A 22,971-nucleotide genomic window follows, 5' to 3' on the forward strand; every position below is an offset into this window, starting at 1 on the left:
ACTCAGCTTGGTACGACTGCGTAGCCGGCTTCGTCGACTGCTGCGACGACGTCGGCTGCGGAGACGGGAGCATCGCTGGTGACGACGACACGTCCGCTCGCCAGTTCGACATCCACCGCGGTTACTCCCGCGATGTTGCCGATCTCTTCCTTGACGGATCCGACGCAGTGTCCGCAGGTCATTCCGGAAACGGTGTATTCGGCGGTGGTCATCGCAGGTCCCTTCGGTTGTGGAAAGCTTATTTTACGGATACCCGGTGTAGGTATCGCTCTGCAATCGAAGGTACCCCCAGGGGGTATGCCTGTCAACGGGCTGGGCAGTGATGAAGGCCTCAGGGAAGACAACACGGCGGATGTGTGGTCTACTTGTGGTGGTCGTAAGTGTTTGTGTTTGTGTTTCCACGCTCGCAAATGGTTAGGTTGCGAGCGTTTGGACATCCTCCACGGATTTGTCTCAGAACGGTCGTAGTAAGTGACCCGGGCGGTCGAAGCGACTGCCTGTTGACACTGTGTTAGAGGAGATTTACATGGCAGAGGGCATCGTGAAGTGGTTCAACTCCGAGAAGGGGTTCGGCTTCATCGCTCCCGAAGACGGCAGTGCTGACGTCTTCGTTCACTACTCCGAGATCCAGAGTGGCGGCTTCCGCACTCTCGAGGAGAACCAGCGCGTGGCGTTCGAGATCGGTCAGGGCAACAAGGGCCCGCAGGCCACCGGCGTTACCATCGTCTAAGACGTCCATGTGAGTCGGGCAACCGACGCATGACGTACTGACAAGACCCCAACTCTTCGGAGTTGGGGTCTTGTTGTATTTGGGTGAAAAACGCTGTCATGCATCCAGATACCGCTGAGTGGCGACCGCCGTCTCCGCCGCGATCGTGCGGCATTCCTCGCGGAGTTCAGGTGGATTCACAACGGTGAAATCGACGTCGAAAGCTCTGAGCCAGTGTGCGATCGATCGCAGAGAAGTGCCCGAAAGCACTATGACGCAACGCCCTTCGTCGGTGGACTCCACCGATCCCCACTGTTCGCTGACCATGGGTGCTATCTGCTCGATGGGTGCATGCAGTAGAACTGTTGCGCGCGTGGAGGAATAGGCCCGAGCGACACCGCGGGAAACGAAGTCTGCTGCACCACCGGCGGGTAGTTCCCGCGGCACGAATCGTGGGCCGGTGGGGATCTTGGGTTCCATTCTGTCTACGCGAAATGATCGCCAGTCTTCGCGAGCGAGATCCCAGGCCACCAGATACCACCGGACACCCGACCGTACGAGCCGGTACGGTTCCACCTCGCGCCGGCTCTGGGTGCCGTCGTGAGTGCTGTAGTCGAATCGCAGGCGTTCGTGGTTGTGGCACACCGACGCGATGGCGGACAAGACCGACGCATCGACTGCGCTCGCGGCGGGCTCGCGTGGCACGACATCGATCGACAGCGACTCCAGACGGTGTCGCAGCCTCGACGGCATGATCTGCCGCAGCTTCGCCAGCGCGCGCATCGAAGCCTCGCCGATGCCGACCACAGAGCCGGTCGCTCCGGACTGCAGTGAAAGTGCCACCGCGAGCACTTCTTCGTCATCGAGCTGTAGCGGGGGCATCTCCGCGCCCGCTCCCAGGCGATATCCGCCACCGACTCCGACTGTCGCGTCGACCGGATAGCCGAGATCGCGGAGGCGGTCCACGTCACGTCGAACCGTGCGCGGGGTGATCGCGAGTTTGTCCGCGAGTTCGGCACCGGACCAGTCTCGACGCGTCTGGAGCAGTGACAGCAACCGCAGTAGGCGAGCCGATGTCTCCTTCATGGCCAGAAGTCTGCCAAACATTTAGGACCCAATGCGTCCTCAATTGAATTTAGGTTGGTCCACATCCGACCAGTCGAGAAGAAATTGGGGCCACGTCATGAGTCGCATCAACGACGGCAGACCGATGATCGAGACGAAGGCGCTCACCAAGCACTTCGCCCAGGGCAAGAAACTCGTGGAAGCAGTCAAGGGAGTCACGCTCGACGTAGCGGAGGGTGAGTTGGTTGCCTTGCTGGGGCCGAACGGTGCCGGAAAATCGACGACGTTGCGCATGCTGACCACCTTGCTCGAGCCCACGTCCGGCAGCGCGCGAATCGCAGGATTTGACATCTCCGCGGCACGAAACGAGGTGCGCTCCAGCCTCGGATACGTCGGACAGGGGAACGGCGCCGGCCACAACCAGCGAGTTCGCGACGAGTTGGTGACGCAGGGGTTGTGCTACGGAATGCCCAAGGGCGACTCGCAGGTCCGGGCCGACGAATTGCTGCGTGATCTCGAACTCACCGAGTTGGGCACTCGAAAGGTCAGTACGCTGTCCGGCGGGCAGCGCCGGCGGCTCGATATCGCCCTCGGCCTGGTGCATCGCCCACCGCTCCTGTTCCTCGACGAGCCGACCACGGGCATGGACCCGCAGAGTCGGGCCAACCTCTGGGACCACATCCTCCGGCTGCGGCGCGAGATGGGCACCACGATCGTGCTGACCACGCACTACCTCGAAGAAGCGGATTCGATGGCAGAGCGGGTCATCGTCATCGACGAAGGCACTGTCATCGCGGACAACACCGCTGCCGCACTCAAAGCGGATCTCGCGGGGGATCATCTTCTGCTCACCTTCGACAGTGCCGAAGCGGCCGGCATCGCAGCGTCGGTGGCCGAGCAACTTGTCACTGTGCGTGACGTCACGGTCGAGGCAAACTCGGTGAGTATCCGTGCCGGCGAGGGTGATTCGACGCTACCGGTATTGCTGCGTGAAGCCGATACCCGCGGCGCCCTCGCACTCACTGCCGACATCACCAGGCCGACTCTCGACGACGTCTTCCTCACTCTCACCGGCCGCAGCCTGCGCGAGAGCGCCGCCGCGGTCGCTTCCTAGAACTACGACAAAGAACTACGACGAACAGGAATCCGCCATGACAATCACACTCGATACCCCACGTACCGTGCACGGCAACATCGTTCGAGACAGCGCAATCGTGATGGGCCGTGAGCTACGACCGATGTTGCGCGACCCGGTCAGCGTCATCTTCAGCCTCATCCAGCCGCTGATCCTGTTGGCGTTGTTCGGGCCTCTGCTCAAAGGGGTTCCGGGTACCGGTGACGGCGTATGGAATTGGTTCATTCCCGGTGTGTTGGTGATGATCGCGATCTTCGGAACGACGATGACCGGGTCCAACCTCCTGATGGAGATGCAGCAGGGATCGCACGAGCGAATGTTGGTGACTCCGCTCCGACGCTCGTCCTTGTTGATCGGGCGAGCGTGCAAGGAGATGGTTCCGCTTGCCGCGCAGGCGATTCTGATCATTCTGGTCGCACTTCCGCTCGGATTGGACGTCAATGCAGCGGGAGCCGCGCTCGGGATAGTCCTGCTCGGAGTGTTCGGCGTCGGACTCGGTGCGCTCTCGTACGCTCTCGCTCTGGCTGTGCGAGAGCAGGATTGGATGTTCTGGGTCGTTCAGCAGACGCTGATGTTCCCGCTCCTGATCCTGTCGGGAACCATGCTTCCACTCGAGGACGCACCAGGTTGGATGAAGGTCCTCGTGAACATCAATCCGCTCGGCTACGTCGTAGACGCCGAGCGGGCACTCTTTGCCGGAGACTTCGCGTCGAGCAGCGTTCTGGCAGGAATCGTCGCCGCCTTGGGCGTGGCGGTGGTCGGTCTGGGCGTAGGTGTGCGCGCGGTGAAATAGCGTGGGTGTGCTGGCTGTCGGACGGGCTGCTGCGGTCGCAGGTTTTCGCCCAGGTGTTCGCAGCGCCTATTGTTGTTCCTTGTGCTCTCCGTCGTTCCACGCCCCGTAGTCGTCCGGGCCCCGTCCAAGGTGAATCTCCACCTTGCCGTCGGGGACCTGCGAGACGACGGCTATCACGAGCTGACGACGGTTTTTCAGGCATTGTCGCTGGCAGACACCCTCACGGTGGCGCCTGCGGACACCTTGACCGTGCGGGTGATCGGCGACGACGCCGCGGCCGTGCCGACCGATCGCACCAACCTCGTGTGGCGTGCCGCCGAGATGCTCGCCGTCGAGGGTGGCGTGGCCCCGAACGTCGAGATAGTCATCGAGAAAGGCATCCCCGTCGCAGGCGGAATGGCCGGCGGGAGTGCCGACGCAGCCGCCGCTTTGGTTGCGCTCAACGCTTTGTGGAAGCTCGACTTCTCGCGGCCTGATCTCGACGCTTTTGCGGCACGCCTCGGGAGTGACGTTCCGTTCTCGCTGCACGGTGGCACTGCCCTCGGAACCGGCCGCGGCGAACAACTTGTCCCCGTCTTGACCCGCCACACTTTTCACTGGGTGTTGGCGCTGGCCAAGGGCGGCTTGAGCACACCAGTCGTGTTCCGCGAGCTGGACAAGCTGCGGGCAGAAGGCTCCCCGAAACGGTTGGGGAGCGCCGATGCGTTGATCCAGGCACTGACCACGGGTGACGCTCATCTGCTTGCGTCGCTGCTCGGCAACGATCTGCAGGCTGCGGCACTCTCACTCAACCCGGATCTACGACGGACGCTTCGAGCGGGCGTCGAAGCCGGAGCTTTGGCCGGCATCGTCTCCGGCTCCGGACCGACATGCGCCTTTCTCTGCGCCGACGCACAGTCCGCGGTGGAAGTGAGCGCAGAACTTGCGGGAGCGGGGGTGTGCCGCACCGTTCGCGTGGCGAGCGGACCCGTTCCCGGAGCACGAATACTCGACAATGCGGCAAAGGGACAGCACTGATGGCGAATCTGATCAATCTGGAAAACGTGTCGAAGTCTTTCGGCGTCAAGCCGTTGCTCGACGGGGTCTCCCTGGGCGTCGAGGAGGGCGAGCGCATCGGCGTCGTCGGCCTCAACGGTGGCGGTAAGACGACCATGCTCGAAGTCCTCGCGGGTGTGGAGCAGCCGGATTCGGGACGCGTCAGCCGCGTCGGCGGATTGCGTATGGCCGTCGTGACGCAGCGCGGTGTACTGCCTCCCGGCTCCACCGTCGGTGAAGTGGTCCTGGGGCCGCTCGGAGTGGCGCAACACGAATGGGCCGGCGACGCGCGCATCCGTTCGGTGCTCTCGGGTATCGGCATCGACAACCTGGGCGCCGGCGGCGAGCGGTCCGCATTGGATGCCAAGGTCGACGGCCTGTCCGGCGGTGAGCGTCGCCGCGTGGCTCTCGCTGCGGCCCTGGTTCAGGACCTCGACCTGCTGGTGCTCGACGAGCCCACCAACCACCTCGACGTCGAAGGTGTTCAGTGGTTGGCCGAGCACCTCGTCTCGCGTCGCAGCGCGCTTGTCGTCGTGACCCACGATCGCTGGTTCCTCGACACCGTCGCCACCCGCACCTGGGAGGTTGTCGGCGGCGGCGTCGAAAGCTACGAGGGTGGCTACAACGACTGGGTGTTCGCTCGCGCCGAGCGTTCGCGTCAGGCTGACGCTTCCGAAGAGCGTCGACGCAACCTTGCACGCAAGGAACTCGCATGGCTGCGCCGCGGTGCGCCGGCCCGTACGTCCAAGCCGAAGTACCGCATCGAAGCCGCAGAGGCTCTGATCGCCGACGTTCCGGCACCTCGTGACGCGGTCGCTCTTGCGTCGTTCGCGCAGCGACGGCTCGGCAAGGTTGTCATCGAACTCGAAGACGCGCGTCTGGAGACCCCGGACGGCCGTGTACTCGTCGAGGATCTGACCTGGCGTCTCGCTCCAGGTGAGCGTGTCGGCCTGGTCGGTGTCAACGGCTCGGGCAAGACGACTCTGCTGCGGACTCTGGCCGGCGAACTCGAGCCTGCCGCCGGAAAGCGCATTCAGGGGCAGACCGTCCACATCGGTTGGCTCAAGCAGGAACTCGACGATCTACCGACCGACATGCGCGTACTCGACGCGGTCAAGGATGTAGCCGAGCGAATCACGCTGGGAGACAAGGAAGTATCGGCGGGTCAGCTGGCTGAGCGGTTGGGCTTCACGCCGGCGCGTCAGCGCACCCCAGTCGGTGATCTCTCCGGTGGTGAGCGCCGACGTCTGCAGTTGACGCGTGTCCTCATGGCCGAGCCCAACGTCCTGCTTCTCGACGAGCCGACCAACGATCTCGACATCGACACGCTTCAGCAACTCGAAGATCTGCTCGACGGCTGGGCGGGCACCATGGTGGTCATCTCGCACGACCGGTACCTGATCGAGCGCATCTGTGACACCACCTGGGCGCTCTTCGGTGACCGCAAGCTCACCAACCTGCCCGGCGGTATCGAGGACTACCTGCGTCGGCGCGCAGCAATGGGGGATGGCGACAACCCGTCGGTGGCCTCGACGGCGAGTGGTGCGTCGAAGAGCAAGCAGGTCCGCGACGGTGCCGCGGATCGCGCTGCACGCAAGGAACTTTCGAAGCTCGAGCGGTCCATTGCGAAGTTCGACGACCGAGAGAAGAAGCTGCACGCTTCCCTCGCCGACGCGGCCACCGACCCGGACAAGCTGCAGAAACTCGGCGCAGAACTCAAGCAGGTCATCGCCGACAAGGAAGCCGCCGAAGAGCAGTGGATGGAGCTCTTCGCCGAGCTGGACGGCTAGGGGAACTTCGCCCCGAACCTCTTGAAGATTCGCTCGGGATCCAGGGTTTCCGGAGCATGCCTGCGCAGCAGTGCGTCCAGAACGAGCCCGTCCAGTGCTGCGACCAACTCCGTTGCATCGGACGAGGTCATGCCGCGTTCGACCAAGATGTCGACAAACCGATCCCGACCACGCACCAGTTCCACTGCGAGGTCGGGATCGTGGAATGACGCGATGATCAGTTCGTAACGCGCCCGAGTGCGGCCGGATTCAGGCCCCAGCCACCGGGCCACCTGTTGCTTCGGCGTCTCGCCCGGGCGAGGAAGATCACCGTCCAGAAGGTGTCGCACCACCTCGACTATCAGTCCACGCTGGTTTGCGAAGTAGTGCCGTGCGCTGCCGTGTGGCACGCCCGCCTCGTCTTCGACGCCTCTCATCGACCAGGCTCGAAACCCAACCCGGCCCAGCAGGTCGAGCCCGGCGTCCAGAAGTGCTTCTCGAGTCGATTTCTCCACCCAGAGAAGATACCGTGATATCCTCTTCTCCGCTTGGAGAATTTCTCCGCACGGAGAAGTCGCCGGTGGGTCGAACTGATTGGGGTGAAGCGTGGTCATCTTTTTCGACATCCTGCTTGTGCTGTGCGTTGTTGCGATTGTGTGTTTCGCGGGATACGTCCTCTATCGCGTCGTCTTTGACGGCTAGCTGAATGGTGATGTACTTCAACAGGTCTCAAGTCTTCATGTTCCCGAAGTTGTCCGGTTTGTCTCTGGTTATCGAAAGTATGTTCGATTAAACTTTGAGCATGGACAGTCGGGAAGCGTGGCAGCTGGATGGCGAGGACCTCAAGAGTGAGGTTCTGGATCTGGTGCGCGCCCGACACGAATTGCAGTCGCGGATGGTGTTGCTGATCGTGGAGATGTTTTCCCGGGAGGTTCTCGGTGGGAAGGGTTTTCGGGCGATCGCGCAGTGGTTGCATGGTTCGACGAATCTGGAGATCGGTGAGTGCAGTCTGCTGGTCGGGTTGGCGCGGTTGTTGATGCTCGAACCTGTTGTCGCGGATGCATTCCATCGCGGTGACGTGGATGCGTTGAAGGCGCGTCAGGTGGCGTCGTTCTGTCAGCATCCGCCCAAGAACATGACCCTGGCGGATGTGGACAAGGCCCGCGGGATCTTGCTTGGCCTGGCGTCGCAGAACATCGCGGATTGTGATGCGGTGCGGGCGGCGATCCGGCGGATCGAGAAGCAGTACGGAAAACGCGAGGACGGCGTTCCGGTTGGTGAGGATTCGGAGCGTAACGAGTTCTACGCCTCGAAAGGTTTGTACGGGCGGGTCACTGTGAAGGGTGACTTGGATGCGATCAACGGGGCCCGTCTGATCACGTTGCTGTCGAGCCTGTCTGCGCCGACGCCGGAGAAAGACGGCGTCAAGGACACCCGCACGCCGGCGCTGCGGCGCGCGGACGGGTTCTGCGAACTACTGCGCCGGTACGAGCGGGCGGGGCTGGGTCCGATCGAGGGCGGAGTGAAACCGCACATCACGGTGACTGCGTCGGCGAAAGACATGACCGACCTCAAGGCGTTGAAAGACCTCCTGCCGTCCACGGAGGAACTCGGGTTTGCGTGGGCGGATTGGGTGGGCCCGATCAGTATCGATACCGCGCGGATGTTGGCGTGCGACTGCACCGTGACGCGGATCTTGTTGGATGCGAATGGTGTTCCGCTCGACTGCGGTAAGGAAGCGAGAACGGCGACGGTTCCGCAGCGGCGGGCGGTGGCGGTTCGTGATGGTGGGTGTGCGTTTCCGGGGTGCGGGACTCCGTCGGGGTGGTGCGATGCCCATCATATTGTTCACTGGAACGATGGTGGCCCAACAGATCTCGACAACCTGATCTTGTTGTGCGGTCATCACCACCGGACGATGCACCACACCGAATGGCGGGTCGAGATCGGACCGGATCGGAAGACGGTGTTCTATCCGCCGATGTCTGTTGATCCGTATCAACAGCCGATCGGCGGGAACAGCCCACCCACAGCAGCCTGAACCGCGACAACTGAAGACGTGAGCACCGGGGCATCACCATGCCCCGGTGCTGACGGCTGTCTACTGTCAGAACGCTACTGTCAGAACGTGAGCGTGAGTCGCCCGTTCTCGTCGCTGATGTGAACAGTTCGCCCGATCGACGGAGGGTTGTCACCGCGAAGCTGGGTCAGTTCGGAGGCATTCTCGGGACCGGTGTGACCGGCGACGCGGCGGCCGTCCGGCGTTGCCGCGATCACGAACCCGATCTCAGGCTCCCCGGTGCGACCGTATTCGACAGAGGCAGTGACAATTTTTGCAGTGCCCTGGTAATCGGTGATCAGTTCCGGAGCCTCCGCGGTCAAAGCGCGTGCGTCGGGATCACCGACGTACCCGTCGGCATGAGCGGCAGACGACAGCAGTACGCAGTGCTGGTAGGTGAGGAATCCACCGTTGCCGTGGACGAGGGCAAGGTTCGCGCCGTCGCGAATTCGCCTGGTGACTTCAGCGACGGAATGCAGGGTGTAGCTGTTGAGCGGTCCGCCGAAGAACGAGTGTCCTCCGGTGACGCTTGGGATCGCGGTATCGGGAAGTCCGAGTTCGCGGATCAACAGCTTGGGCACGATCGGGAAGCAGCTGTAGGCATCGACGATGTCGAGTGCGTCGGCGCCGACTCCGGCACCGTCGAGTGTGCGATGTACGGCGTCATGCATCGCGGCCGAGCTGTCGAAGCTGTTGCGGCTGAGGATGTCCAACGGATCACTCGCACCAGCGCCGCCCCAGAGGTACACCAGTTTGCTTTCATCGATCCCGAACTCGCGGGCCGTCGACAACGAGCAGACGACAACGGCCGCAGCCTGATTGACGAAAGGCATGGCGTTGAGCATCAGCGGGTACGGCTCGGAGACCATCCGATTGCCGGGGCCGACGGTGCCGATCTCGTCTGCCGATCGGATCTCCGACGTCCAGGAGGCGGGATTCTTCGAACCCAGTTCCGAGAATGCGGCGTACATCCGCGCGGACCAGTCGAGCGATTCACCGGCGTCGTGGCCCTCGGCAGCGCTGAAACAGTTCTCGAAGAGCGGGTAGACGCGCGTAGGCACGATGAAACCGGCGCGCTGCATTTCAGGGCTTCCCAGGTCGGTCGGATCGAATCCGGGAGGCCCACCGGGCGCGGCTGTCCACCCGATCGAGTCGGGGGCGACTCCGGACTTTCGCAGCGCGGTGCTGCTGGCGTGCGATTCGCCGCCCACGAGCAGAGCAGCCGAGGATTCACCGCGAGCGATGGCCGCGCCGATCCGATCGAGGAGCGCCGCGGGCCAGTGGCCACCGATCGGCGAGGTAGAGGTGACCGTGGGGGTCGCGCCTAATCGTGAGGCAAGCAGCCCGGGGAGATCGTCGTACGACCAGCTGACTGTCTTGATCGCGAACACGGAATCGATCTGTGTTCCCAGTTCAGCGTGTCCACTGTCGTTCAACGCGGCGACGGTGGCGTCGTGAATCAGATCGAGGGGTTCGCGGTGCCCGTCGGCAGGATTCCAGCGCAGATCGCCGACGCCGACGATGACCGGGATTCGTGATGCGTCAACCATCATGTACCTCTCGTTGCCGACCCGTAGCCGGGAGTTGCAGTCACGATATCGGGGACCCTGGTATGTGTAACTCTGGGGTCACAGTCAACGATTTTCGGGTTCCTATTTAGGTATGCCTAACGAAAGTCCTATACTCGTCTTCATGACAGCTGTGGCAGAGAGAGTTTCGGTGCCCGTGGGGCCGCGTTCCATCGATCACCCCTACTCGATGACAACGGTGACTCTGAAGCTCTCTCATCAGCGGCAGTGGGCCCCGCATCGTCATCCTGAACATGAGCTGATCTGGGGAAACTCCGGTGGAATGCTCACGGTTGTCGCTGACGGCATCACTTGGGAGGTGCCGCCTTCGGCCGGACTGTGGCTGCCTGCCGGGGCGTTGCATGCCGTGAAGGCCGGTCCGGGTACGGAGTTCTTCTGCACCTACTTCCGGCCCGAGGCTCACGAGGCGCCGTCGGGTGTTCCGGGCTTGTTCGGTGTCAGCGCTCTCCTGCGTGAGGTACTCCTGCACATGCATCGGCGGAACATGCCCGACGAGGCGCGCAGTCGCGCCGAGCGGGTGGCCTTCGACATGTTGCAGCCGCTCGAAGTTGCTGCGGTGGAGGTTCCGATGCCGACCGATCCGCGAGCGTTGTTCGTCGCCGAAGCGTTGGTCGCCAATCCGGCAGACCAGCGGTCGCTGTCCGAATGGGCGCTGACGGCTGGCGGTAGCGTCCGTACGCTGACGCGTGTGTTCGCGCAGGGCACTGGAATGACTTTTGCGCAGTGGCGAATTCAGGTACGTGTCCGCGCAGCATTGACGTATTTAGCTGCTGGAGTGCCGGTTTCGGTTGTCAGTAGGCGGGTCGGATACGAAACTCCGAGTGCTTTTGTCGCAGTGTTCCGCCGGGTCACCGGCCGCACACCCGGCAGCATGATGAACAAGGGGAGTGTGGCGCCCGAATCGGTGCCGTACCTTCTGCACGCTTGAGTTGGGTTGCACCGGGCGGAAGTGCTCGGTGCAACCGTCGCGGTCAACTCCGCGGCGCGGACCACGCTTCCCACAGCTCCGCGTACCGACCCCCGAGGTTGACCAACTCGTCGTGAGAGCCGTGCTCGACGACGCGGCCGTCGTCCATCACCAGGATCTGATCGGCGTCGACGGCCTGTGAGAGTCGGTGTGCCACTGTGACAGCAGTGCGACCCCGGGTCAGAGCGAGAGCGGCATCGTCGAGGACCCTGGCTCCGGCGCTGCCCGCTTCGGCGGTCGCCTCGTCGAGAATCAGCAGCGGCGGATCCAGTAATTCGATTCTTGCCAACGCAAGTTGTTGTGCCTGTGTTGCGGTCAGCCGGTGTCCACCGTCTCCGACCACGGTTTCGAGTCCGTCCGGGAGAGCCCGCAGCCAATCCGACGCGCCGACGGTATCGAGCGCCGCGGTGATGTCGTTGTCGGTTGCCGACGGGTCGGCCAGCCGCAGATCCTCGGCCAACGTGCCGGCGAAGACGTGGACCTCCTGAGTCACGAGGGCCACCGCGCTCCGAGATGTCGACGGTGGCAGTTCGTTCCGGGGCACCGTCCCGATCTTCACGACGCCTTCGGTCGGTTCGTAGGTTCCCGCGATCAGCTTTGCGACTGTAGATTTTCCGGCTCCGGTAGCGCCCACCAGTGCGGTGACGGTTCCTGCCGGAATGGTGATGTCGATGTCTCGCAGAACAGGAGCGTCGCCGCTTCGGTACGAGAATGTGACGCGTTCCAAAGAAGCTGAGCTGTCGACAGGTTCCTGCGGATCGGTCGGTGCAGATGGCACGGGCGCAAGCGTGACTCCGACCAGGCGAGCCAACGCGATTGTGCCTTCCTGCAATTCGTCGAACACGCTGAGAACCGCGCCCACCGGATCGAAGAGGCGGTGGAAGAACAGGGCTGCGGCGGTGGCGGCACCGATGCTGATCTGACCGTCCTTCACCAGCCAGAAGCCGGTGATCAGCACAGCGGACAGGCCGATGAACTCCGCGATGTTGAGCCGGCCGAAGAACCTGGTGCGTAGACGCGTGGTCAACAAGCTCAGCCGGACGGCCGTCATCGATCGAGATTCGATCTGTTCGAGATGCGGCTGGGCCAGGCGAAGCGATCCGACGGTGTCGGAGTTGCTCAGCGAGTCCAGGAGCTGTTGCGCACGTGCACCTTCTGCCTCCCGCTCCTCGCGGTAGACCGGTGCCGACCTCGAGAGGTACCAGCGCAGCGCCTGGATCTGGATGGGTGCCGCGATCACCGCGGCGACGGCGAATCTCCAATCGAGGCTACCCAATCCGATCAGGGTCAACACGATGGTCAGTGCCGCGGTGGCAAAAACCGGAAGTGCTTCGGATACGGCCCGGGTCACCAACCGCACGTCGCCGGTGATGCGGGAGACGAGATCTCCGCGCCCGGCCCGTTCGACGTCGCTCTGCGGAAGGTCGAGAACCCGGACGACGACTTCTTCGCGAAGGTCGGCGACAACGCGCTCGCCGACGCCGGCGAGCAGGTAGTTGCTCACTCCGACGAGAAGGGATGAGGCAACCGCGATACCGACCAACGCGAGAGTCAGTGTGCCGATGCGAGAGACAGCGTCGCCGTCTGCGTCGGTCACGGCGTCGACCATGGCGCCGAGGACCAGCGGTGTGAGCAGACCGATCGCGGTCGCGGCGGTCAGGGTGACGACTGCTGCGATCGCGGAAATTCGGTGGGGTCCCATCAACCGAAGTGCCGCGCGCCGCGCCTGTTTCGGTGTTGCGGTGGGGAGTAGTTCGTTCACAGCTCGATCACCCGATCGCAGATATCGAGCAGCACGGGGCTGCTGGTCAGAAGTATTGTGGCGTGTGCCCCGCGTACCTCGGCGATCCCGCGAGCAATGCGCGCTTCGGTGACGGAGTCGACGGCAGTGGTGGGATCGTGCAGCACCAGGACGGGAGCTTCGCTCGCCAGTGCCCTCGCCAACGCGATGCGCTGACGCTGACCGCCGGACAAAGAATTCCCTTGCTCGGTGACTCGGGTTGCGAGGCCGAGCGGCAGTGCCGAGATCACTTGATCTGCCGCAGCAGCGGCGATGGCCTCGTCGTTGCGGCTGCCGATCGGTGCGAGGGCGTCGATGTTGTCGCCGACTGTGCCGATGAACAGTGCCGCGTCGTGCGGTGCTGCCAGAACGTGAGTGCGAAGTTCGTCGATGTGCAGCTCGTGAATGGCGTTGTCGCCGAGATGAATTGTTCCGCTCGAAGGCTCGATTCGACGCGCCAGTGCGTCGACCAACGCATCCGCCCAGGCGGCATTCTCGGTGACGATGCCGATGATCTCGCCGCGTTTGACGTCGAGATCGACTGGTGACGCTCCGGCCAACACGACGTCGCGCAGCGTCAGGAACTCGGAGTGATTCAGGGACACAGGTTCACCCGCGGGAGTCACAGCCTCGGTGGTCCCGAGAAGTGCTGCGACGCGGTTGGCGGAAGCACGCGCCCGTGCCAGACCGGCGCCGAAGTAGATGATGTCGATCAACGGACCCCGAAGGAACTGTGCCAGACCAACCACGGCAACGAATTCACCGACCGAGATGCTCCCGGACGCTGCCATCCGTCCGCCCACGTACGCGATGACGGCGAGGAAAGCGCCGGCGATCGCAACGTTGGCGGCGGAGTACATCGCTTGGTATCTCTGTGCGCGAAGGGTTGCTCCCAACGAAGTCCGGCTGGCTCCCCGATACCGCTGCGCTGCAGCATCTCCGGCGCCGATTCCGGAGAGGATTCGGAGTCCGGAGAGTAGATCCGCGGCTAGCGCGCCGGCCTTGGCGCCCTGCCACTGATCGGTTTCGGCTCGGCGTTCGAGCGGCCGACTGACCACCTGCATGAGAGCCAGCACCGGGGGAGTGCCGAGGATGACGAGCAGGCCGAGTGGCACCGAGATCACCAGTAGCGAAATCGCGGCGGTCAGCACTCCGCAGGCGGCCGCAAGTTTGGTGCTCAGCGTGTGCGTGAATCCGGCCACCGAACCCGCGTCGGATGTTGCAATCGAGTAGACCTCGCCCGGCATACGCCGCGGCGACATGCCGTGCGGATCGAGGCCTCGGCGCGCGATGTCCATCCGCAAGCGATGTGCTCCGTGCTCGGTGACGGAATCGGAGATGCGCGCCGCGAAGCGCCAACTGAGCAACAAGCCGGTGAAGAGAATTCCGAGAACGAGGATCCACTTTCCGAGTGCGGCGGCATCGCTGGTCGCCACAGCACGGTCGATGACCGCACCGATCACCACCGGCACCAACGCTTCCGCGACCTGGTGGCCGGTGAAGCCGACGGACGCGGCCGCCAGCTTGGCTCCGCGACCTTCGGAAGCGATCGCGCGTGTGATTACCTGACGCGGCGTGATCGCCGGGCTGGTTGGGGGACCGTTTGTCTCGGCCGAAAGAAGTGGTGTCGAAGGCACTGGGTCCACGCTAGGGATCGTGGGCGGTAGTCAGAAGTCACACCGGTGCCAATACTTGTCGTGAACAGGCCATACGTATTGCGTTGGCCGAATTGCGATAGTAGTTGGCCCCGTTGCAGCGGAGAAGGCATCGACTCATCGACGACACTGCAATAAATTAAGGTCTACCTTACTTAGCGCGGGTTAACTATGTCCGGAAGTCGGATAGATCCTCGTGTTCGGGTCCGGTTCATGTTCCATCGATGTTGGAGATTGTTGTGAGTCTTGTGTTCGGCGAGGTACTTCACAAGGAGTACGTGACCCCGGGAATGGTTCGTATCGTGTTCGGTGGGGAGGAGCTGACCGCCTTCGAAACCACCGGTACCGGTGACGAATACCTGCGCCTCCACTTCCCGGTCCCGGCTACAGGCAAGTTCGTTCTACCGGCGGAAGATCCGGATGCACCGCGCGGTTGGCGATACCCGGAGGGAGAGGAACCGTCCCCGTGCCAGCCGTACACCGTGCGACGGTTCGATTCCGAAACCAGCTGCATGACGATCGACTTCGTCGTTCACGAGGGTGGTATCGCCAGCGACTGGGCACAGAAGGCCGAGATCGGTGACAAGTTGGCGATCGGCGAGTCTCGTGGCCTCTACGAGCCCCCGGCCGACGCACGCTGGCAGGTGTTCGTCGCCGACGCGACTGGACTCCCCGCACTCGGGCGCTTGATCGAACAGTTGCCCGCCGGGATGTCGGCCAAGGCGATCGTCGAGGTGGTGGACGAGTCTCACAAGCAGCAGATCACCTCGGACGCCGACGTCGAGTTCATCTGGCTGGTCGGCAGTGGCAACGGTGTTGCACCGTCGAAGTTGCCGGACGCGGTTCGCGCGATGAACCTGCCCACCGAACTCGGATACGTGTGGGTTGCAGGCGAGAGCACGATGCTCCGTGACATCCGCAAGTACCTTCGCCACGAACTGAAGTTGCCGGGTGAGCAGTACAAGGTCATCGGCTACTGGACGTACAAAGCCGAGGTGTGGAACGCGAAGTACGAGGCCCTCGACGAAAGTGTCCGCGCGGCACTCGATGCGGCCTGGGAATCGGACCGCGACGAGGAAGAGATCCGCGACGAGGTCGAGAAGACTCTAGAGAGCGCCGGCTTGTGACCGTTGGATTCGACAAGAGTGCTGTCGACAGCGGTGCGGCGGACAAGAGCGCAGTCGACAAACACACCGAAGAACTGATCGACGAGTCGCTGCACGAGAAGCAGAAGCAACCGGACGGGCTGGTATCGACCAACTCTCGTCGTATGGCGGGTCTTCTGGTGTGCCTGGTGGTGCTCGCCGCCGTGCTCCTTCTGAGTATCGCGGTGGGATCGAAGACCATTCCGTTCGGCACCGTGATCGACGCGCTGGTGAACTACGACGATTCCAATGATCACGTGATCATCCGTGACCTGCGACTACCGCGTACTCTGCTCGGTCTGATAGTCGGTATGGCACTGGGTGTGGCCGGTGGCCTCATCCAGGCGATGACACGAAATCCCTTGGCTGATCCCGGAATTCTCGGTGTCAATGCCGGAGCAGGCTTCGCGATGGTCGTTGCCGTCGCGGTCTTCGGCCTGACCAGCATCTGGTCGTACATCTGGTTCGCGTTCCTCGGAGCGGTGATAGCCACGGCGATCGTCTACACGCTGGGCTCGATCGGTCGAGGTGGTGCGACGCCCATTCGGCTGACGCTTGCCGGTGTTGCCATCGGCTCCGTGCTCGGCGGCATCTCGTCCGGGATCACCTTGCTCAACCCGACCGCCTTCGACCAGATGCGCCAGTGGAATGCCGGCTCACTCAGCGGGCGTTCGTTGGAAATCGTTCTGGCCGTTGCCCCATTCATTCTCATCGGGCTCTTCCTGGCGCTCGCGTTGGCGCGCCAACTCAACGCGGTGGCCCTGGGTGACGATCTGGCACGTTCGCTCGGTGCCAACATCACTCGTACTCGCATCCTCGGTGTCATCGCGGTGACATTGCTGTGCGGCGCGGCGACAGCTGCGGCCGGGCCGATCGGATTCGTCGGTTTGATGGTTCCGCACGTCGCGAGATGGTTCGTCGGACCGGATCAGCGATGGATTCTCCCGTACACGTTGGTGTGCTCGCCGATTCTTCTTCTCTTCTCCGACGTCGTCGGCCGAATCGTGCTGCGCCCGGGTGAACTTCAGGTCGGTATCGTCACGGCCTTCATCGGCGCTCCGGTGCTGATCATGCTGGTGCGTCGAAGCAAGGTGAGCGGTCTGTGAGCATCGATTTCGGGCGCGCCACCACGGTGGTGCGCTCACCCAAAGAAGGCTGGTCCGCGCGGATCGACGTCCGCACGGTCACAGTCTGCCTCGTCCTCGTTGCGCTTGCATTGGCCATCGGTGTCATCGCGCTCGGTAGTGGTGACTACCAAGTGCCGATCGGGGACGTCCTCGGTGCACTGTTCGGCGAAGCCCCCGCGCGTATCCACATGGTCGTCGTGGAATGGCGTCTGCCCCGAGTTCTGTTGGCGCTGATGCTCGGTGCGGCGCTCGGTATGAGCGGTGCGATCTTCCAATCGCTGACCAGGAACCCGTTGGGTAGCCCGGACATCATCGGCTTCAACTCCGGTGCGTACACGGGCGCTCTGGTGGTCATCCTCCTCATCGGTGGTACTTACTACGAGATCGCAGTCGGTGCTCTGGTGGGCGGAATCGCCACCGCAGCAGTTGTTTATCTCCTTGCGTACAAGCGAGGTGTGCAGGGATTCCGGTTGATCATCGTCGGTATCGCCATCAGCGCGATGTTGGGCTCGGTCAACACCTGGATGATCCTCAAGGCGAAACTTGACGACGCCATGGCTGCCGCAGTGTGGGGTGCCGGTTCGTTGAACGGCCTCGGCTGGACTCAGGTGTGGCCGGTGGTCGTCGTGCTGGCCATCCTCGTTCCGCTGATCCTGGTGTTGGGCAGGCGGATGCAGATGCTCGAGATGGGCGACGACGCCGCCAAGGCGCTCGGCGTCCGGGCCGAACCCACGCGGCTATCCCTGGTTGTTCTCGGCGTCGCCCTGACGGCCATGGTGACAGCAGCGGCCGGTCCCATCGGGTTCGTCTCGCTGGCGGCTCCGCAGTTGGTGAGGCGATTGACCGGTAGTGCCGGAGTGACCCTGCTGCCGTCGGCAGCAATGGGTGGCGCGTTGCTGATGGTCAGCGACTGGGTGGCGCAGCGAGCTTTCGCGCCGACACAGTTGCCGGTCGGCGTCGTCACCGTCTCCATCGGTGGCATCTATTTCGTATGGCTTCTCGCGCGAGAGGCACGTAAGCAGTGATCGGTGAAGGAACGAGGAACAGCGTGAACGAGACAAGTACGGCCGCCGTCGTGGTCGAAAGGACGAATCGGCTTCGCGCCGAGGACGTCACGATCGGTTACGACAAGCGCGTCATCTCGGAACACCTCGACGTCGAAATCCCCGACGGTGGCTTCACCGTCATCGTCGGTCCCAATGCCTGCGGCAAGTCGACGCTTCTGCGTGCGCTGTCCCGGTTGCTCAAGCCGACCACCGGCAAGGTCCTTCTCGACGGTAAGGCGATCACGTCGTACCCGGCAAAGGAAGTTGCGAGGCGACTCGGGCTTCTGCCGCAGACGTCGATCGCGCCGGACGGAATCAAAGTCGCCGATCTGGTTGCGCGAGGGCGTTATCCGCACCAGAAGCTGATCCGCCAGTGGTCCCGAGAGGACGAGGCCGCCGTCATCAAGGCGATGGAGGCAACCAAGGTCACGGATCTGTCGGCCAGGCCGGTCGACGAACTGTCCGGTGGTCAGCGCCAACGTGTCTGGGTAGCTATGGTTCTCGCGCAGCAGACTCCGTTGGTGCTACTGGACGAGCCGACGACGTTCCTCGACATCGCGCACCAGATCGAGCTGCTGGAACTCTGCCGCGATCTGAACGAGAACGACGGACACACGCTGGTGGCGGTGCTTCACGATCTCAATCACGCGTGCCGCTACGGAACTCACATCATCGCGATGAAGGACGGCGCGGTGGTCGCCGAGGGCCCGCCCGCGGAGATCATCACCGAAGAACTGGTGCAGGAGGTGTTCGGCATGGCGTGCCGCATCATCGACGATCCGGTTTCCCACACACCGCTGGTCATTCCGCTGGGACGCGAGCGTCAGCGAAACATCGAAGGAGCAAAGGTATGACACTCGTCCTGGATGCGCAGGTTACCGACACGGAGTGGGCTCAGATCGTCGACCGCATTTCGCGACGCCGATTCTTCGGTGGCGCAGCTGGTGTGGCTGCAGCATTGGCGCTGAGCGCCTGCGGAAGCTCCGATGGCGAATCCGACTCTGCCAGTGACACTCTCCCGTACACGTGGGCCGAGTTCAGCGGCGACGTTCCGCGCGACCCGAAGCGTGTGGTGGTGCTCGACGGCCGCGTCGACCTCGAATTCGCGATGATGATGGACTACCCGATCGTCGGATCGGGCAACTTCTGGTTCCCCGACGCCAAGGCAGGATTCCAGTTTCCCGGCCGCACCATCGAGGACGCGAGCTTCGTCAACGTCGCCGGCGACTTCTCCACCAACTTCGAGGCTCTGCTCGCTCTCGAGCCCGATCTGATCGTCATCACTGCGATCGGATACACCAGTGACTGGTACGGCACCGAGCGATTGTCTTCCATCGCGCCGCTGTTGGTCGTCGGCGACGACGTCGAACCGATTGCCGGGCACCCGGTCGACTGGCGAGGTGCTCTGATGGCGCAGGCGAGCCAGCTCGACCGGGTGACGATCGCCGAGGCTTCCATTGCGGAGTACGACGACAAGCTCGCGAGACTGCGACCGATGTTGCAGGAGAAGCTGGGCGGAAAGAAGATCGTGTTCGGCGTTCAGACGCCGACGGGCTTCCTTGTGCATCAGCGGAATCTGCGAATCAGTGTTGCACTCGATGCCGGCCTGGACGTGCTTTTCCGTGACGACGACAATGCAGAGAACTCGTTCGAGTTGTCGTTCGAGCAACTCGACACCTTGGCTCCGGCGGATGTGATCATCGCTCAAGCACGCGATCAGGAAGCGCTCGACGCGATCAAGACGCAGCCGACGTGGCAGCGGTTGCCTGCAGTTCAAGCGGGCAACGTGTTGACCAGCGACGCGCGATACAACCAAGGATTTGCGCTCACCGCGGCCATCTTCCTCGACGTTCTCGAGGAAGCGGCCGGGCGAATCACTGCTGGGCAGTAATTCAGGCGACGTTGCGGGCCTGGTCGAGTAGTTGTGCAACCTGCTCGAACCAGGCGCCGTAATTGGCGTAGGTGTTGGGACGCTTGTCGTCGAAGTCGATCACCTGGTTCGCGGTCACCGCGGGCAGCTTGACGAACACAGGTGATGCCGCGAATGCCTCTGCCGACTTCGCGAACTGGAACACGATGTCCGCCGGATAGTCCGGTACCTGTTCCCAGCTGAGATCGGCCCAGCCCTTGTCGCCTCCCGGACCGGTGAACTTCACGCCCAGTTCCTTCAGGTAACCGAACTGAGCGAGCGCAGTTGTGCCTGCGTACAACTCGGAGCTGTCACCGTTCAGGGCGAGGACTTCGATGTCGTCGACCTTGGCCGCAGCAGTTCGGATGCGCTCTGCACCGGATTCGAATGCTTCCTTGCCCTCGCGTGCTGCGGCTGTGTCGGTGTTCCCGCCGAGTGCTTCGGCGAGTGAGGCGTACTCGTTCAACACGTCCGGTGTCGAGGCTCCGGAGAACTTGACGCCGACAAACGGTGCAACATTGTTGACGGTCTTGCCCATCGGCTCGTCCCACCAAGTCCATCGTGTCGGGTCGTCGCTGTTGCCGTACCCGATGACCAGGTCTGGGTCCAGCGCCGCAAGAGCTTCCGCGCTGAGTTCACCTTCACGGCCGACGACGGTCATCGTCGACTCGTCAGCGCGATCGGTGACGTCTGGATTGCCGACGCCGTAACCGAAGATGCCGACCGGCCGAATGCCGTAGTCCCACAGAGCCGCAGCGGAGTACGCGTCGACGACGATCCGCTCCGGGGCGTGGTCGAGGGTGATCGTGTTTCCGTATCCCGTTGTGTAACTCCAGGACTGGTCGGCAGACCTGGTCTCGGTAGAGGGCGCTGCGTCGCTACTTCCGCAACCGGCGAGTAGGAGCGTGGCGACGGCGGGTAGTGTGGCGAAGCCGGCGAGCCGGCGATTGATTTTCATGAGAACCTTCCGAACATGGCGAAATAAGCTAGGTAAGCCTAACCTGACATGTCATTCGGGTGTTCTCGGGGTCAGTTGCCCTGCCACATCTGAAGCCATTCGCTCCAGGACGGGGGAGTGATCGTTGGTCGAGGTGTTCCGCCACGAAGTCCGTCGAGCATGAAGTCGAGATAGCGCGTGTGTATTTCGGTGGCTCGATCACCCTCGATCGGCAGAGTCGGCCGCAGATGCACTGTCATGAGCATGACGTCAGCAGCAGTGAAGTCGGGCGGGACTTCGCGAGCGTCGATGCAGACGTCGACCATCGATTGCAGTGCGGCCTCCAATTCTTCGGCGGCACGAGTGACTTCGGCGTGTTCAGGTAACTTGCCGCCGAGGACCGGAATGAGCGGTCCCACTGATTCGGTGAGATATCGCGAGAAGAACGTCTTCAATACGGCTTCATCGGTTTTCGCGGTGCTCATGCACTCTCGGGCGAGGGTGGCGAGGTGGTCGATCGCCCAGACGCGCAGGGATTGCGCCAGTTCCTCCTTGCCTCGGTATCGGCGATAGATGCTGCCTACTCCCACTCCGGCCCGGGTGGCAATTGCCGATACCGGTGCATTCCAACCCTGTTCGGCAAAAATCTCGCGCGCTGCTCGCAGTACGGTGACGTCGTTGTCTGCGGCTTCTCGGGCGCGTCCGGGGAGGCTCGCATTCTCTTTCGCCATTCCCACAGGCTAGCAATGCATGGTTTACTCAATCGGAACGGAGTGTTCCGTTCCGATTCGATTCATGATTGGAGGAAGGTGTCGATGACAACCTTGGCGGAGGCGCCCACGCGATCCGGGAGCCGGGTGATCGCCGCGCTTGCGGGGGCGGTACTCGTCTACTCGCTCATGCAGACCATGCTGGTACCGGCGTTGCCGGTGTTGGGTGAGCATTTCGACACGTCCGTGGCGGTGACCGGCTGGATCCTGACGGCGTACCTGTTGGCGGCCGCGGTGATGGCTCCGATAGTCGGCGCGATGGGTGACCGATTCGGCGACAAGCGAGTCCTGGTGATCGTCCTGATCATCTTCGCTCTCGCGACATTTGCCGCGGCAGCCGCCCCGAATATCGGGGTGCTGCTTGTCGTTCGAGCTGTCCAGGGAGTGAGCATGGCGAGCTTCCCGCTTGCGATGGCAGTACTGCGGAGAACGGTAGTAGGTCCCGAGTTGTCTTCAGGGATAGGTTGGCTCGCTGGGACTTTGGGAATCGGTGCCGGAAGTGCACTGGTGATCGGCGGTGTCATCCTCGAGTATCTCAGTTGGCAGTGGTTGTTCGTGATCACCGGGATCTTGATCGTGCTCGCATTGGTCGCAGTGGTGGCCGTGGTTCCGGGCTCGCATCGCCGCCCGGGTATGCCGACGGACTGGGCCGGTGCCGGCGCTCTGGCGTTCGGATTGGTGAGCCTGCTATTGGCGATCACGAAAGCCTCCGACTGGGGAGTTTTGTCGCTCGGATTCTGGGGTCTGGTGGTAGTCGCGTTCGTTTCGTTCGCGACACTGATTGCCGTCGATTCCCGCCACGACGCGCCGATCGTCGACATGCGAGTTTTTCGGGACAAGCCGATGATGATCACCAGCGCACTCACCCTGGTGTTCGGGTTCGTGCCGTACATTTTCTATCTCTGTCTGCCGCGGATCCTCCAGGCGCCGGAAACGTCCACGTATGGAAGCGGATTCACCGTTGTGCAGACCGGCTTGGCGCTCTTGCCCGCCGCTGTCCTCGTCTTTCTCGGTGGCCGCTTGACGCCGGCTCTCGCGCGGCGATTCGGGCCGCGGGTGCCCGCTGTCATAGCGCTGGCCCTCATGGCGGCGGGCGCAGTCGGACTCGCGATCTGGCCGAGTTCGGTGGTTGCGATCGTGGCGTTCTTTTCCCTCGTCGGATCGGGGAACGGCGTGGGGTTCGCGGTCTGTGCTCTGTTGGTTGCCTCGATCGTCCCGCCATCGGAAATGGCAGCAGCCAGTGGAGTCAACAGTGTGATCAGAACCGTCGGTTCGGCGGTGGGCGCCCCGGTGACCACAGCGGTCCTGGCGATCGGCATTTCCGGCGACTCGTTCGCGCTGGCGTTCGTGATGGGTGCCGTCATCAGTGTTGTCGCCTGTCTGCCGGCGATTGCACTTCCAGCGACGAGGACTGCACAAAAGGCGTGACTTATTGTAGGCTCCCCTAATCGAGACAGCGTGTAACTAAAGCGGGGAGAGAA

The 22,971-nt window shown here is 63.0% G+C and carries 21 protein-coding genes; 13 read left to right on the forward strand and 8 right to left on the reverse strand.

Annotation, left to right across the window (positions count from 1 at the left end; translation table 11 throughout):
• Positions 1-2 precede the first annotated feature (2 nt).
• The gene (locus YH3_RS20015; RefSeq protein WP_003946267.1) at positions 3-212 is read right to left on the reverse strand and encodes a heavy-metal-associated domain-containing protein; all 210 of its coding nucleotides are present in this window, start codon (positions 210-212) and stop codon (positions 3-5) included.
• A gap of 314 nt (positions 213-526) precedes the next feature.
• Between YH3_RS20015 and YH3_RS20020 the strand changes: the two genes are divergently transcribed.
• Positions 527-730: a cold-shock protein gene (locus YH3_RS20020; protein ID WP_003946232.1), complete on the forward strand. Its 204-nt coding sequence runs from the start codon at positions 527-529 to the stop codon at positions 728-730.
• 96 nt (positions 731-826) lie between these two features.
• On the opposite strand, the gene YH3_RS20025 is transcribed toward YH3_RS20020, so the two are convergent.
• Positions 827-1,795 carry a YafY family protein gene (locus YH3_RS20025; protein WP_030536310.1) on the reverse strand — a complete coding sequence of 323 codons (969 nt, stop codon included), beginning with the start codon at positions 1,793-1,795 and terminating at the stop codon, positions 827-829.
• A 97-nt stretch (positions 1,796-1,892) separates the two neighbouring features.
• Here YH3_RS20025 and YH3_RS20030 point away from each other — a divergent pair, with 97 nt between their 5' ends.
• The 4 genes from YH3_RS20030 to YH3_RS20045 all read left to right on the forward strand — a co-directional run bounded on the left by YH3_RS20030 (position 1,893) and on the right by YH3_RS20045 (position 6,527).
• Positions 1,893-2,888 carry an ATP-binding cassette domain-containing protein gene (locus tag YH3_RS20030; protein ID WP_082920613.1) on the forward strand — a complete coding sequence of 332 codons (996 nt, stop codon included), beginning with the start codon at positions 1,893-1,895 and terminating at the stop codon, positions 2,886-2,888.
• Positions 2,889-2,925: 37 nt separating this feature from the next.
• The gene (locus YH3_RS20035) at positions 2,926-3,702 is read left to right on the forward strand and encodes an ABC transporter permease (protein ID WP_042448972.1); all 777 of its coding nucleotides are present in this window, start codon (positions 2,926-2,928) and stop codon (positions 3,700-3,702) included.
• Between the two features lie 81 nt (positions 3,703-3,783).
• Positions 3,784-4,719, forward strand: coding sequence for a 4-(cytidine 5'-diphospho)-2-C-methyl-D-erythritol kinase (locus YH3_RS20040; protein WP_030536307.1), 936 nt, complete (start codon positions 3,784-3,786; stop codon positions 4,717-4,719).
• A complete protein-coding gene (locus tag YH3_RS20045; protein ID WP_003946255.1) occupies positions 4,719-6,527 on the forward strand; it encodes an ABC-F family ATP-binding cassette domain-containing protein in 1,809 nt (602 codons plus the stop codon). Before YH3_RS20040 ends, YH3_RS20045 begins: the two co-directional genes overlap by 1 nt.
• On the opposite strand, the gene YH3_RS20050 is transcribed toward YH3_RS20045, so the two are convergent.
• Positions 6,524-7,021 (reverse strand): TetR/AcrR family transcriptional regulator, encoded by a 498-nt coding sequence (locus YH3_RS20050; RefSeq protein ID WP_064444236.1) that lies wholly within the window; start codon positions 7,019-7,021, stop codon positions 6,524-6,526. The two genes, YH3_RS20045 and YH3_RS20050, sit on opposite strands and share 4 nt — an antisense overlap.
• 287 nt (positions 7,022-7,308) lie before the next feature.
• Here YH3_RS20050 and YH3_RS20055 point away from each other — a divergent pair, with 287 nt between their 5' ends.
• A complete protein-coding gene (locus YH3_RS20055; RefSeq protein ID WP_064443914.1) occupies positions 7,309-8,547 on the forward strand; it encodes an HNH endonuclease signature motif containing protein in 1,239 nt (412 codons plus the stop codon).
• Positions 8,548-8,627: 80 nt separating this feature from the next.
• Here YH3_RS20055 and YH3_RS20060 read toward each other — a convergent pair whose 3' ends face one another.
• Positions 8,628-10,118: an acetyl-CoA acetyltransferase gene (locus YH3_RS20060; protein ID WP_007729005.1), complete on the reverse strand. Its 1,491-nt coding sequence runs from the start codon at positions 10,116-10,118 to the stop codon at positions 8,628-8,630.
• A 139-nt stretch (positions 10,119-10,257) separates the two neighbouring features.
• On the opposite strand from YH3_RS20060, the gene YH3_RS20065 reads away from it, so the two are divergent.
• Positions 10,258-11,082: an AraC family transcriptional regulator gene (locus YH3_RS20065; RefSeq protein WP_007729004.1), complete on the forward strand. Its 825-nt coding sequence runs from the start codon at positions 10,258-10,260 to the stop codon at positions 11,080-11,082.
• Positions 11,083-11,125: 43 nt separating this feature from the next.
• Here YH3_RS20065 and YH3_RS20070 read toward each other — a convergent pair whose 3' ends face one another.
• Together YH3_RS20070 and YH3_RS20075 are read right to left on the reverse strand one after the other, a co-directional pair.
• On the reverse strand, positions 11,126-12,883 hold the full coding sequence (locus YH3_RS20070; RefSeq protein ID WP_007729003.1) for an ABC transporter ATP-binding protein: 1,758 nt from the start codon (positions 12,881-12,883) through the stop codon (positions 11,126-11,128).
• On the reverse strand, positions 12,880-14,538 hold the full coding sequence (locus tag YH3_RS20075) for an ABC transporter ATP-binding protein (protein WP_228232783.1): 1,659 nt from the start codon (positions 14,536-14,538) through the stop codon (positions 12,880-12,882). Before YH3_RS20075 ends, YH3_RS20070 begins: the two co-directional genes overlap by 4 nt.
• A gap of 257 nt (positions 14,539-14,795) precedes the next feature.
• Here YH3_RS20075 and YH3_RS20080 point away from each other — a divergent pair, with 257 nt between their 5' ends.
• The 5 genes from YH3_RS20080 to YH3_RS20100 are packed head-to-tail and all read left to right on the forward strand — an operon-like array spanning position 14,796 to position 19,765.
• Positions 14,796-15,683 (forward strand): siderophore-interacting protein, encoded by an 888-nt coding sequence (locus YH3_RS20080; RefSeq protein WP_228232781.1) that lies wholly within the window; start codon positions 14,796-14,798, stop codon positions 15,681-15,683.
• A complete protein-coding gene (locus tag YH3_RS20085) occupies positions 15,680-16,807 on the forward strand; it encodes a Fe(3+)-siderophore ABC transporter permease (protein WP_003946222.1) in 1,128 nt (375 codons plus the stop codon). Before YH3_RS20080 ends, YH3_RS20085 begins: the two co-directional genes overlap by 4 nt.
• Positions 16,804-17,853 (forward strand): iron-enterobactin ABC transporter permease, encoded by a 1,050-nt coding sequence (gene fepG, locus YH3_RS20090; RefSeq protein WP_003946259.1) that lies wholly within the window; start codon positions 16,804-16,806, stop codon positions 17,851-17,853. Before YH3_RS20085 ends, fepG begins: the two co-directional genes overlap by 4 nt.
• Positions 17,854-17,876: 23 nt before the next feature.
• Complete coding sequence (locus tag YH3_RS20095) at positions 17,877-18,728, forward strand: ABC transporter ATP-binding protein (protein WP_050794099.1); 852 nt, start codon at positions 17,877-17,879, stop codon at positions 18,726-18,728.
• Positions 18,725-19,765: an ABC transporter substrate-binding protein gene (locus tag YH3_RS20100; RefSeq protein WP_007728999.1), complete on the forward strand. Its 1,041-nt coding sequence runs from the start codon at positions 18,725-18,727 to the stop codon at positions 19,763-19,765. Before YH3_RS20095 ends, YH3_RS20100 begins: the two co-directional genes overlap by 4 nt.
• Position 19,766: 1 nt before the next feature.
• On the opposite strand, the gene YH3_RS20105 is transcribed toward YH3_RS20100, so the two are convergent.
• Positions 19,767-20,741 carry an ABC transporter substrate-binding protein gene (locus YH3_RS20105; RefSeq protein ID WP_030536302.1) on the reverse strand — a complete coding sequence of 325 codons (975 nt, stop codon included), beginning with the start codon at positions 20,739-20,741 and terminating at the stop codon, positions 19,767-19,769.
• A 71-nt stretch (positions 20,742-20,812) separates the two neighbouring features.
• Positions 20,813-21,451, reverse strand: coding sequence for a TetR/AcrR family transcriptional regulator (locus YH3_RS20110; RefSeq protein WP_030536301.1), 639 nt, complete (start codon positions 21,449-21,451; stop codon positions 20,813-20,815).
• An 84-nt stretch (positions 21,452-21,535) separates the two neighbouring features.
• On the opposite strand from YH3_RS20110, the gene YH3_RS20115 reads away from it, so the two are divergent.
• Positions 21,536-22,918, forward strand: a complete 1,383-nt coding sequence (locus YH3_RS20115; protein ID WP_030536300.1) for an MFS transporter — start codon at positions 21,536-21,538, stop codon at positions 22,916-22,918.
• The last annotated feature ends 53 nt before the right edge of the window (positions 22,919-22,971 follow it).

The sequence above is a fragment of the Rhodococcus sp. YH3-3 genome (assembly GCF_001653035.1).
Classification (GTDB): Bacteria; Actinomycetota; Actinomycetes; order Mycobacteriales; family Mycobacteriaceae; genus Rhodococcus_F; species Rhodococcus_F qingshengii.